This is a genomic window from Nocardia sp. NPDC055053, assembly GCF_053608285.1.
Window position 1 is genome coordinate 1 of record NZ_JBSGVD010000026.1, and the last position, 11,861, is coordinate 11,861.

Genomic DNA, 11,861 nt, shown 5'->3' on the forward strand with positions numbered 1-11,861 from the left:
ATGTGGTCGACGTGCTCGATATCGACCGGGCACTGCTCGACGCAGGCACCACAGGTGGTGCAGCTCCACAGGACTTCGGGGTCGATGACGCCGTGGACGTCCTCGGCACCGATCAGCGGACGCTCGGCCTCGGCGCGGGCGGCCTCGGAGATCTTGGCCAGCTTCTTCTCGTCTGGCTTGCCGTCGGCGTCGACCAGACCGATCTCGTCACCACCGGGATCCTTGCGGCCACCGGCCAGCAGGTACGGGGCAGCGGCGTAGCCGTGGTCGCGCAGCGACATGATCAGCAGCTTGGGCGAGAGCGGCTTGCCGGTGTTCCAGGCGGGGCACTGCGACTGGCAGCGACCACACTCGGTGCAGGTGGAGAAGTCCAGCCAGCCCTTCCAGGAGAAGTCCTCCATGCGGCCGACGCCGAGGTTGTCGACATCGGGGTCGACGTTCTCCATGTCGAGGACCTTGCCGTTGGACATCATCGGCTTGGCCGCGCCGAGGGCGACGCTGCCGTCGGCCTCACGCTTGAAGTAGATGTTCGGGAAGGCCGAGAACCGGTGCCAGGCCACGCCCCAGGTGATGTTGCGGCCGACTACGAGCAGCCAGACCATGCCGGACATCAGCTTGACGAACGCGAAGATCGAGATCAGCGTGACGTTGGCCGGGATGATCTTGGCGAGCTGGCCGGTGACCGGGTCGGTCCAGGTGGAGTGCCCGGTCAGCGACAGCACACCGGCCTTCACCAGCACCATGCCGATGCCCTCGGTGAGCACGACCCACTCGACGAAGTACGCCGGACCGAACTTCGAGCCGCTGAAGCGGGAGAGACGCGCGGGCAACCGCGGGTGGTTCAGCTGGCGGATGATCATCAGCGTCGCGATGCCGACGACGGTGCCGACGCCGAGGATCTCGTCACCGAGATGGAACCACCAGGTCTCGCCGATGAACGGCCACGACCAGGTGGGCTCGAAGGTCTGCCCGTAGGCCATGAACCAGAACTGCGCGCCGGCCAGGAAGCCGAACATGACCAGCCAGTGCGCCCAGCCGACGGTGCGGAACTTGTTCATCCGCGTGTGCGCGATGAACTCGACGAGCATGGTCTTGAACCGCGGGAAGAACGGTCGCCACCGGTCCGGCGCGGACTGGCCGATTGTCACGGCCTTGCCGATGTTCCATGCGCCGCCGAGGAACGACGCCCAACAGAACAGGCTGAGCACTGCTCCAATCGTGCCCAACGTGATTGTCAGGGCATTCATGTCGCGACCTTTCTTTAGAGGCAACACGAGGGTCTTGGGGCGAGACGAACTCACCCGGTTGGCTCGTATCGTAACCGGCGCTAAGTTACCGGCCAGTAACTACCGGTGTCCACCGTAGGATCGGCATTCGTGCTCTGACCTTGTTTACTGCGGCTTGACCTGGGGTTTGCCTGTGAGCAATATCACATAAATGTTTGCCACAAGGTATCCAAGTCCGCTGGTGAACACCGTAAACCGTGCGTGATCTGCGGCGAAGCTAAGGTCAGGCTTACTTGGGCGACCGAGATTGCTTCTGGCTTCCCAGGTTTCGGTCCATTAGGCTCCAGCTGTTCTGCTGCTGTGCCGGTCTTCACACTGCTCGGGGAGAAGTAAGGGACACCTCATCGTGTGTCCCTGCTTGACGGGTCTCGCGTGTCGCGGATCGCACCGCACCACACCTGATGGATTGGAACCCAAATGAACTTCCGTAGGACCACTGCGGCAGCCGCACTGGTTATCGGCGCAATGACCGTGGCTATGGGCACTGCCCACGCCGAAGAGGCCCCGAAGGACATCAAGTACTCGGTGAAGCTGGTCGACAAGACCGTTGTCGCCACTCTGCAGAACGGCACCTTCTCGCTCGTCGAGGAGGCCGGCGAGACGCCGGAAGCGCCCAAGACCAAGGTTGCCGAGATCAAGGACAGTCGGGGGGCTGTCGTGATCTCGCTGCCCATCGAGTACACCATCGGTGGCACCGCGATCCCGATCAAGACCGAGGTCGACAAGGACTCGTCGACCCTGTCGCTGACCCCGGAGAAGCCGGCAGGCGTCGAGATCAGCCGTGATCAGCTGGCCCCGTCGCCGGTGCTGAAGGCCGCCCCGATCGCGTCGGTTCAGGAGAACCAGCGCGCGATCAACGACTTCTCCGGCAAGTTCAGCATCGGCACCGCCATCGGTACCTTTGTCGGCACCGCGATCGGTGCGCTGGTCGGCTGCGTTGTCGGCGGGATCATCATCCCGGCGATCGGCTGCATCCCGGGCTTCGGCACCGGTGCCGCGGTCGGTGGCATCCTCGGCATGGTCGCCATCGGTGGCCCGACGATGGCGGTTGCGGGCTTCGAGCTGCTGCAGGTCATCCAGGCGCCGGACGGCACCACCGCGTGGGCCGACAAGCCGCAGGCGAAGTAAGGCGGCGCTCAGCCGAATAACTATCGCGAAGGCCCCGCTCCGATCCGGAGCGGGGCCTTCCGCGTTCTCAGCCGAGATCGACGACCCCGGACAGTGATTCCGAGCCCCCCGCTTCGCCATGACGGCCGAACGTACGCTCGGCCATGGTGTAGTGACCGTCCTCGCGCACCAGCAGCACCGTGCTCGCGCGGGTGCCGTGCAGATCGTGGGCGACGAAGCGAGCCGAGGCGGCCCGCTCGAACTCCAGCGGGATGCCGGTGCGCGGCAGGAGCTCGTCGGGCGCTTCGGTGCGGTCGGCGAGCAGCGTGAAGTAGTCCTCGACGGAATGCGGCGCGGTCGCGACGATGTCGTGCAGACCGGCCAGCCCGGTGGCGACCTTCGGCCACAGCGGGGGCGCGCCGGTGACCACCGGAGCCTGGGGACGGGTGTGGATCAATCCGGGCTCCGAGGCCAGGTGGGCGGAATTGGACAGCGCGTGCAGACCGGGCGCCAGTTCGGTGGGGCCGGTGCCGCTGCGATTGGAATGCCACCACAGCCTGCGCAGGTCGCCGACGAGCAGGTTGTAGCCGATGTAGTCGTCCGGCGCGGCGGCGATCCCGGCCAGGTAGTCCGACGGCGCCGCGGCACCGCGCAGGTAGTCCATCAGCAGTGCGCCACGGGAGCGCGGGTGCGGCGGGGTGTCGTGCGGATTGCGGACATTGGTGACCGTGGCGAACCGCGGGTCGTCGGTGCGCAGACCCAGCCAGGTACCCGGTGCGACGGCGCCGAGATCACGCCCGGCCAGCAGCATTTCCCCTGTCCAGCGGCGTAGCGACTCGGTGTCGCGGGTGTAGAACTCGTCCCGGTTGGCGGCCACGATCAGCCGGTACTCGGGGTGCGCCCGCCAGGCGAGCAGAACCAGACACATGCCCCCAGCATGCCCTGGACGCCGGAAAGGCCGGTAGCGCACTGCTACCGGCCTTTCCGAGCTGCTCTGTGCCTGCGGAAACCGCGATCAGTTGGTGCGGACCGCCAGGCCCGGGTTGTCCGAGAGGACGACGCTCAGCGGCTGCGCGAACAGCTGCGGGACGTCACCGGTGATCGCGCCGATGATGTTCGGGATCTCGCAGATCGGGTAGTCGGCGACCGACGACGCGCTGGAGATGCCGAGCGCGAGGCGACCGGTCACGATCGCGCCGCCCGAATCGCCGGGCAGGGCGCAGATGTTGGCCGAGAAGCTCTGGGTCATCTGACGATCGCCGACCTGCACCGTCTGGTCGACACCGTTGATGATGCCGCAGCTGAAGCCGGTACGCGCACCCGACTTGCAGACCGGGGCGCCGACCACCGGGGTGGCAACGCCGTCGACCGCGATCGGGGCGTTGCCCGGCACGCGTACGAGGTTGTTCTCGAAGCGGGGACGGGAGTTGTCGTTGATCCGGATGATCGAGTAGTCCTGCGCGCCGAGCACCGACTTCTGGAAGGTGCCGACCTGGGCGCCGGCGCGATCACCGTTGAGCTCGTAGACGGCGGCCGCGTCGGCGGTACCGGCCGTACCGAGATCGGGGTTGCAGTGACCCGCCGAGATGTTGACGACGTTGCCCGCGCGGTCGGTGCCGTTGAAGCCGAGCGAGCAGCGCAGCGAGCTGCGGCCGACCACCGAGGCGTAGCCGTCGCCGCCGGCCAGTGCGCCGTTGCCGTCGCCTGCCACGGGGGTGGCGTTCAGCTCGACGCGCTCGCCTGCCACGGGCGGCGCGGTGACGACGACGCGGGACGGGTCGATGAAGCTGGGCAGCGGCAGCCCGGCCTGGTCGACACGCACCGCGATCGCGTTGTTCACGGGATCGACGACGACGCCACGCACGAGGGCGGCGACCTCCGGCGGCGCGGCGGCCAGCCAGTTCTCGAACGCGGTCTTCTCGCCGCGCAGCGCGGACTCGCTCTTGGCGACATTGCGGACCTCGAAACCGGCCGACTCGGCGGCGTCGCGGGCCTGGTCGATGCCGGGGCCCTGCGCGAGCGCGACGACGGCGTTACCGGCGTCGTTCAGCCAGGCGCCGGCGAACGTCGCCGGGAACTGCCGCTGGGCGGTGGTGGAGAACGCGGCGACCTGCTGCGCGATATCGGCGCGGCGCAGGTACTCCTCCGGCGAGATCTTCAGATCGCGGGTGACCGCCTCCACCAGCTGGGCGGGCAGGTCGGGGGTGGGCTGCGCATCGGCAACCGCCATCGTGGGGCCGAACAGCAGAATCGCCGCCGAAGCGGCGATCACGGACTTCCGAGCTCTTCTCGAGCTTCGCGCGGACGGGGTGCGACCCATACGTGGCAGGAGCATGATCGAACTATATGGGCTGGAGCGGGTTATGCCTACTCGGACCGGGCAAGAGATTTCGCTCACCCGGTCCGTGTGTTCACTTCGTTATCGGCTCAGCCTGCGTTCGGCTTGGTGCGCACCGTGATTCCGCTGCCGAGACCCCCGCCGGAGGTGGCCTCGATATCGGCCAGAATGGGCCGGATCGGGATGCCGAGCGAGGCGGTGCCGCCGTAGGGGGCCAGCTGGGTGTTGGCCTCGGTGCAGTTGGGCGCCTCGGAGGCGTTGGAGCCGCTGGTGATGCCGAGCGCGAGGGTGCCGGAGACGATCGCGCCGCCGCTGTCGCCGCCGAGGGTGCAGGCGGTGCTGGCGAAGCCGCGGATGGTCTTGCTGACGCCCTCGGCGGTGAACAGCTGGGTCTCCACCCGATCCGCCGAGACGAAGCCGCAGGTGAAGGTGGACGACTGACCGGTCTTGCAGACCGGGGCGCCGGTGACCGGCTCGGCGGTGCCGGTGATCGCCAGCGTCGTGCCGTTCGCGCCACGCACTCGTGGCTGATCCATGCCCGCGTTGACCGCGCGCTCGTTCAGCGTGATCACCGAGTAGTCCAGCGCGGCGGGCCCGCCGAGCACGGCCTTGACGAACGAACCGACCTCGGGGCTGCTCGGGATGTCGCGCACGTTCGGCACGTAGACCGGCGCGCTGCCGCCGTTGTCGATGTTCGGGTTGCAGTGGCCCGCGGAGATATTGAGCGCGTTGCCCGCCGCGTCGGTGCTGTTGAAGCCGAACGAGCACACGTCGACGCCGCGCAGGGTCGCGTCGTGCAGGTCCTTGGTCGCGGTGATGTAGGTGTCGCCGCCCATCGGCTTGCGCTCGACCGGCCCGCCGCCGCCGGGGGAGAGCACCACCTTGATGGTGGCGATCAGGGTCGGCAGGTTCAGCAGATGACCGGTGCCGGTGTTGGCGACGTTGAGCACCAGCTGGCTGTTGAGCGCGTCGATGGCGATCGAGCTGATCGGCGCGGAGATCTCGCGCGGCAGGCTCGCGATCCACTGGCTCAGTTGCAGCAGCGCGCCTTCCAGGCCGCCGGCCGAGATCGGCGCGAGGTGGGTCTGGTACCCGTCGGCCGCGGCGAGCTTGCCCGCCTCGGCGTTGGTGACCGCGACGACGGCCTTGCCTTCCGGGGTCAGCCAGGCGCCCGCGAAGGAGTCGGGGTTCTCGGCGCGGAAGTCGGTCGCGTAGTCGCGCAGCTGCTGCGCGCGGGCGGCGCGGTCGAGGTATTCGGTCGGGGTCATCCCGAGGTCGCGCGAGAGTGCCGTCACCAGCTCGGCGGGCAGGGCGTCCGCGGAAAGCTGAAGCGGCGCAGCGGGTTCGGCGGAAGCCAAACCTGAGCCGACTAGTGGTGCCAGAAGAACAGTCGCGGCGAAACCGGCGGAGGCTGCCTTGACTGCGGCGCGACGCGCCACCAACTTGCGCATGAAATCCCTTCGTCGGCACGAGTGATCGAGACCACCGCCGGCGGCTGTGATGTCGATCAGCGCATCACTCTAGGGCACGATCGCGCAGCGGGCGCGGTTACGGTACCCCCGCACCGGATCAGTTGTAGCCGGGAATCCGCATGGGTGACGGGAGGGTGCCCGGCGGGTAGTTCTCGAACGGCAGCAGCGGACGGGTGGTGCTGCGGCCGGGTGTGGTCGACGGGGCGGTGGTTGTCGGTTCCGGCGTGGTCGTCGGTGGTGCTTCGGTGCTGGTCGTCGGCTCCGGTTCGGGCTCGGTGGTCGCGGTGACGACCGGCGCCGGCGTGGCGGTTTCGGCGACCGGCGGCGGGGGCAGCACGGGCGTCGGCGTCACGGTGAGCGAGTCGGGGCGCGCGTCGGAGATCGGCGGCGGCGGGGTCGGCTCGGCACCGCCGAGCACCACCGAGACCGCGACGCCGCCGAGCAGCAACCCGACGAGCGCGGCGGCGGCGATCAGCAGCGGGGTCCGGCTGCGCTGCGTCGGCGCCGGCGGTTCCACGGGCACGACCGGCATGGCCGTGGTCGGGTTCAGCGCCTTCGTCGGCTGCGACATCACCGGCATCGCCGCCGAATACGCCTGCGCGGTCGCCGCCGGACGCTGCAGCGCAGGCATCACATCGGTAGCGACCATCGCGTTCTCGGTGACGATCGGATCGGGCGGGGTCGCGCCCGCTGGCGTCGCCAGCACCGCGACCAGCGCGGCCTCGGCGGCGGCCGTCGCGTACGAGCGGCCCGCGTCGGCATCGGCGGCGGCGGGCGGCAACTCGTCCTCGCCGAGCAGCGCCACCGACTTCAGGCCCAGATAGTCCAGTGCCTCGCGCACACCGCGCACGATCTCCGGCGACCAGTGCGCCGGATGCGTCGCGTAGAACTCGGCGGGGCCGCTGAGGTGCTCGGTGGTGAGATCGATGAGACAGAACATGGCCGTCGCCAGCAAATCCTCGGCGCGGTAGGCCTCGCCGCCGTCGACATCCACCCCGGCCGGGTCGCCGACCGCGCGGACGAAACCGGCGATCGAGTGGGTGTGCCCGGAGGGCGCAGGCCCGCCGAGCGCCGCGTCACCGTCGTCGGACATGTGCAGCACCGCATCGCGCGCGACGATCCGCACCGTGTCGTCCTCGGTGACGACCGCGGCGATGCACTCGTCATCGGCCATGCGCAGGCCGACCCCAGTGGCCATCCGATTTACCTCGCTTCGGCGTCGACGTCGTCCGCGTCGAGTTACACCAGCAGTGAACCGTGTCCCATGGCGCGGAGCATTGACAATAATTCCGATCGTGAGCGCGCGCCTATCCGGCGTCGGATTCGCGCGACGTGATGCTCCACGGTTTTCGCGGAAATGTACAGCCGTGCGCCGATCTCCCGATAGGTCAGACCGAGCAGCACCAGCTCGGCAACCTCGCGCTCGCGATCGCTGAGCGCGGCGGCCTCGCTGGTCAGCGGCGCGGGCCCGTCCGGTGTCTGCGGCAGCGGCTGCGCCGTGGGTCGCGACGGTTCGACGGGCTGGGATTGCACCCGCACCGACCTGGCGAGCTTGAGCAGGGTGGTCGCGGTCGCCGAATCGCCCGCAGCGAGCGCGGCCTCGCTGGCCAGGCGGGCGGCGTCCCAGGTGAGCCCGAGTTCGGCCAGCGCCGACACCGCGGCCTGCACCTCGGCCGCGGCCACATTGCCGCGCAGCACGAGCACCCAGGTGCGTCCGGCGTCGGCCAGCACGCCCGCTTGCCGGTCGCCCGCCTCCGCGGCCGTCTTCAGCGCGTGGGCGTGGGGTAGTAGCTCCTGTGGCGATTCGTCGGCCAGCGCGGCCTGCACGCCGTACCAGTGGAAGGAGTTGGTCCAGGCTGGTGCGCGACCGAGCTTGCGCAGCAGGGTCTTGGCCGCGTCGACGAGCGGGTCGATCCGGCGCGCATCGCGCAGCCGGATGCCGGCCAGCCACAGTTCGCCGATCGGCAACAGGCTCAACAGGTCGGCCTCGAGCTGGTCGAAGAGCGGGCAGGCGGCTTGCCAGGCGCGCGCGAGGGCCGCGTGATCGCCGCCGCGGCGGGCCAGCCCCACCGCGAGCGCGTGCGCGAGGAGCTGATCGCGCGGGGCGAGCGCGGGGATGTCGATCTCGGCCAGGGTGCTCGCCGCGCCGCGTTCGTCGCCGCCGAGCAGGGCTGTCCAGGCCGCCAGCACCGGCAGCTGAGAGCCGGCCGCCCTGGCCAGCGAGTCCCTGGCACGGCTCGGCTCACCGGCGCCGAGGCAGAGCAGTGTGGCGATCGAGACCGCGGTGCAGGGCAGGTATCGATCGTCGCCCGCGTTGCCCGCTTGGATCAGTGCGGAAATCGCGGCGGCCGTGCCCGCGCCGTGCGGGTCGAGCGATTCGTGCAGCGCGGAGGCGATGAGCCGCGCGCCCGCGTCGGCCTCGGTCGGCGGCCAGTGCTGTGCGGCGCCGGACATCCGCGCCGCGCCCGCGAGGTCGCCCGCGAGGGTGAGCACCATCGCCGCGGAAGCCCAGTCCGCGCCGACGCGGTCGGGGCCGAGCCAGGTGTACAGCCCGGCCGCGCGGCTGACCAAGCCGCGCCGGGTGAGCACGCCCGCGCAGATGCGTACCGCGGCAACGAGTTCGGTGTGCGCGGCGTCGGCGGTGGTCAGCAGTGGTTCGGCCAGGCGGAGCGCGGTGTCGGTGTCACCGGCGTGCGCGGCGGCTTCGGCCCAGCGCACCGCGATCGACTCGACCGGGGCACCGGCCGCGGCCGCGGCGGCGTAGTAGCGGGTCGCCTGATCGGACTTCTCCGCTGTGCGGCACAGGAATTCGGCGAGACGAGGGTCGACGACGCCGGACTCGGCCAGGATCAGTGCCGTCCGGTCGCGCAGCAGGCCCGAGTCGATCCGCGCGGTGAGCAGCCTGCGCTGCACAGCGACATAGCGGCGGTCGCCGAGCAGGGTGCGCAGCGGGGCCACCGCGGGCGCGAGCAGCAGGTCGGCATCGGTGACCAGTGCGCCCGCCCTGGCGCGGTCGATCAGGTCGTGCGCGGTGTCGGCGCCGACACCGAGTACTTCGGTGAGTTCGGTTGCGTCCAAGCCGGTTCCGGTCGCGGCGATGACCAGAGTCTCGAGCAGGTCGGGTTCGATCGTGTCCAGGATCGTGCGCGTCCAGGCGGCGATGGCGTCGTCGACGGCGCTCACGCACGACTCGAGCGGCGCCGAGCGGGCCGCGGTCAGCGCCGCGACGACGCCGCCGGGGATGCCCGCGGTCAGCTGGTGGATGTGCAGTGCGAGTGGCTGGGACACGGCCATGCCGAGTTCCCTGGCGAACGACGCGATGTCGGCGCTGCCGAGCGCCCGTAGGTCTACCGTGCGGCCGTGGCGCGCGACGGCTTCGGACAGGGCGCGCAGCCGGGGGTCGTGGGGGCGCGGCTGGGTGGCGAGAACGATCGATCGATTCCCGGATTCGATTGCCGCGCACAGGGTGTGTAGCTCGGTGTCGGTGTAGCGGTGGACATTGTCGGCGATGAGCACCGAACGGCCGTTGTCGCGCGCGGATTCGGCGACCGGGATGTCGCGGCCACGAAGGTGCGCGCGAACGGCCTTGAGCAGCACCGACTTTCCCGTACCCGCCCGGCCGCGGATCAGTAGCAGTACCGGCTGCTGAGCCGCGGTGTCGAGTTCGCGGAAGATGGTTCGGGCGTTCGGGAAGGTGTCCAGGGCGATATCAGCCACCGTTTCCTCCGAGGACCCGGCCCGGCAGTTGCGTGCCCGTTTCGATGGTCTCCTCGACCGCGCCGCCGACGCCGTCGAGCAGGTCACCGGGGTTCACCTTGATGGGCGGGACCTGCGGGCGCGGGGCTGGGGAGGGCGCGGGTGCGGGGGCAGGCGCGGGAGCGGGTGCGGGGGACTGCGGCTGTTCGGCGGGTGGAGCCTGCGCGGGTTGCCCGGTAGCGGGCTGTCCACCCGCCGGTGCGGGTGCCGTTGTGCCGTCGGTGGTCGCACCGGCAGGCGCCGGCGTGCCCGCGGCGGGCGTGCCGACGGGTGCCCCGGCTTCGGTGGTGCCGACCGGGATCGCACCCGGCGGCACGGCGGCGCTGGTCGCGCCAGGCCGGGATGGATCGGCGATGGTCGAGTCCGTGGTGTTCGGCGCCGACCCGGGAGTTCCGCCGGTGCTGGTCGACGCGGCGGCGCCGGGGGCCGGCGGCGCGCTCGTCGTCGCGTCGGGTCCGCTCGGCGTGGGCTGGTTGACGCCGCCGATCGCGAGGGTGCCGGTGGCCAGGGCGGCCATGGTCAACGCCGCCGCGGCGACGAGCGCCGCGCGTTTCGCGGCCGACATCCGGGCGGGGGCTGGATCGGCAGGCGGCAGCGCGAGTTCCTCGACGACCGGTGCCGCCGGTACCGGGGCCATACGCACGGCGGGGATGGCCTCGGTGGGCACGGAGATCGCGGCCACATCCAGCGCGATCTCGGCCGCGCCGTGCGCCGCGCTGGTCGCCGGGTCGGCGCAGGCGGTGACGGGCAGCCCGAATTCGGAGGAGATCAGCTCGGCGACCAGCGGGATCGCACCGCCGCCACCGGTGAGCAGCACCCGGTTGACGTCGCCGGGGGTGAGTCCGGCGCGGCGCACCGCGTCGCGGAGCAGGTTCATCGAGTCGAGCAGGATCGGCCGCAGCAGATCTTCGAGTTCGCCGCGGGTCAGCCTGACCTGTTCGATGCGGCCGGTTGGGTCGAGCATGCCCACTGGAACCACCGTCGCGGTAATTCTGGAGAGCTCCTCTTTCGCATTTCCGCAGCGGGCTCGCAATGCCGAAAGTTCTTCTTCGACGACCGGGTCGAATGGATCGATATCATTTCCGTCCAGAATATTTGCCAGGACGTAGCGCATCGTCAGCAAATCGAATTCCGAGCCGGCGATCGCGGTGCTGTGCACCGGCGCGCCCAGCAGGCCCGCCTGTTCGCCGGTGCGTAGCACGGTGACCGTCAGGCCGCTCGCGCCCAGGTCGTACACGGCCAGCGCGCCGTCGTCGAGCAGGCCGTTCTCCATCTCGTACCGGCGCACCGCGGCCAGTGGCTCTGGGACCAATGTCACTTCGGGCAGTCCCGCGCGCGCGAGCGCGGCGCGCGCGTTCTCGATTGTGTGCTCCGGCCACCACGCCGGGCAGCACGCGACGATGGTCGCCACCTCGGTGGATTCGCCTGCGGCGCCGGACAGTTCGGTGACCAGCGCGCGTGTCGCTGCGGCGACGAGGTCGGCCGCGTCGTGCGTGGAACCGTCTTCTGCCAGCATGTCTACCGGGTCGCCGACCCTGGAAAGATAGTCGTCGACGACCACTCCGCGCGCGTGACGCGTTGCGTCGGCGAAGCCGATCGAGCCGTCCGCGCCGAGTAGCAAGGTGCTTCGATGTCTGCGGACAGTGGCACCAGCCCCGTCGGCGGTCGTGGCCGCGGCGACTGAATTCGCGGCTCCGACAGTGATGCCGAGCGCCAGACGCTCTGTCATTGGACAACCCCGTTCGCAGGACTTCCGGTGGACCGGTAGGCGGTGTGGACAACGAGATCGCCAGGGTGGCCGACGTCCCACCCGATCTGTCGGTTGCCGGTAGGCCGCTGTTACCTGCGCCGGGGCAAATACGGGGAAATGCCCCTAATCGGGGACAAGCCCCTAATGGATGC

At 70.1% G+C, this 11,861-nt stretch carries 8 protein-coding genes; 1 reads left to right on the forward strand and 7 read right to left on the reverse strand.

Annotated elements, in window-relative coordinates; genetic code table 11:
- Nucleotides 1–1,247, reverse strand: a 1,247-nt coding sequence (locus ACWF82_RS24130; RefSeq protein ID WP_452504555.1) for a 4Fe-4S dicluster domain-containing protein, incomplete at its 3' end; no start/stop codon positions are given.
- A gap of 516 nt (nucleotides 1,248–1,763) precedes the next feature.
- On the opposite strand from ACWF82_RS24130, the gene ACWF82_RS24135 reads away from it, so the two are divergent.
- Entirely contained in the window at nucleotides 1,764–2,414 is a 651-nt protein-coding gene (locus ACWF82_RS24135; protein WP_452504557.1) for a hypothetical protein, read from the forward strand.
- Between the two features lie 67 nt (nucleotides 2,415–2,481).
- Here the strand turns inward: ACWF82_RS24135 and ACWF82_RS24140 are convergent, their stop codons facing one another.
- The 6 genes from ACWF82_RS24140 to ACWF82_RS24165 form a co-directional block, all read right to left on the reverse strand.
- Entirely contained in the window at nucleotides 2,482–3,321 is an 840-nt protein-coding gene (locus tag ACWF82_RS24140) for an NRDE family protein (RefSeq protein ID WP_452504559.1), read from the reverse strand.
- A gap of 87 nt (nucleotides 3,322–3,408) precedes the next feature.
- Nucleotides 3,409–4,665, reverse strand: a complete 1,257-nt coding sequence (locus tag ACWF82_RS24145) for a S1 family peptidase (protein ID WP_452504561.1) — start codon at nucleotides 4,663–4,665, stop codon at nucleotides 3,409–3,411.
- A 155-nt stretch (nucleotides 4,666–4,820) separates the two neighbouring features.
- Nucleotides 4,821–6,182, reverse strand: coding sequence for a S1 family peptidase (locus ACWF82_RS24150; protein WP_452504563.1), 1,362 nt, complete (start codon nucleotides 6,180–6,182; stop codon nucleotides 4,821–4,823).
- A 118-nt stretch (nucleotides 6,183–6,300) separates the two neighbouring features.
- A complete protein-coding gene (locus ACWF82_RS24155; RefSeq protein ID WP_452504564.1) occupies nucleotides 6,301–7,401 on the reverse strand; it encodes a hypothetical protein in 1,101 nt (366 codons plus the stop codon).
- Between the two features lie 41 nt (nucleotides 7,402–7,442).
- Entirely contained in the window at nucleotides 7,443–9,920 is a 2,478-nt protein-coding gene (locus ACWF82_RS24160) for a LuxR C-terminal-related transcriptional regulator (RefSeq protein ID WP_452504566.1), read from the reverse strand.
- Complete coding sequence (locus ACWF82_RS24165; protein ID WP_452504568.1) at nucleotides 9,913–11,688, reverse strand: Hsp70 family protein; 1,776 nt, start codon at nucleotides 11,686–11,688, stop codon at nucleotides 9,913–9,915. Before ACWF82_RS24165 ends, ACWF82_RS24160 begins: the two co-directional genes overlap by 8 nt.
- Between the last annotated feature and the right edge of the window lie 173 nt (nucleotides 11,689–11,861).

Coding starts and splice junctions, on each gene's coding strand:
- ACWF82_RS24155 (WP_452504564.1), bottom strand. CDS start 7,401: ATGGCCACTGGGGTCGGCCTGCGCATGGCCGATGACGAGTGCATCGCC.
- ACWF82_RS24135 (WP_452504557.1), top strand. CDS start 1,764: ATGGGCACTGCCCACGCCGAAGAGGCCCCGAAGGACATCAAGTACTCG.
- ACWF82_RS24150 (WP_452504563.1), bottom strand. CDS start 6,182: ATGCGCAAGTTGGTGGCGCGTCGCGCCGCAGTCAAGGCAGCCTCCGCC.
- ACWF82_RS24165 (WP_452504568.1), bottom strand. CDS start 11,688: ATGACAGAGCGTCTGGCGCTCGGCATCACTGTCGGAGCCGCGAATTCA.
- ACWF82_RS24140 (WP_452504559.1), bottom strand. CDS start 3,321: ATGTGTCTGGTTCTGCTCGCCTGGCGGGCGCACCCCGAGTACCGGCTG.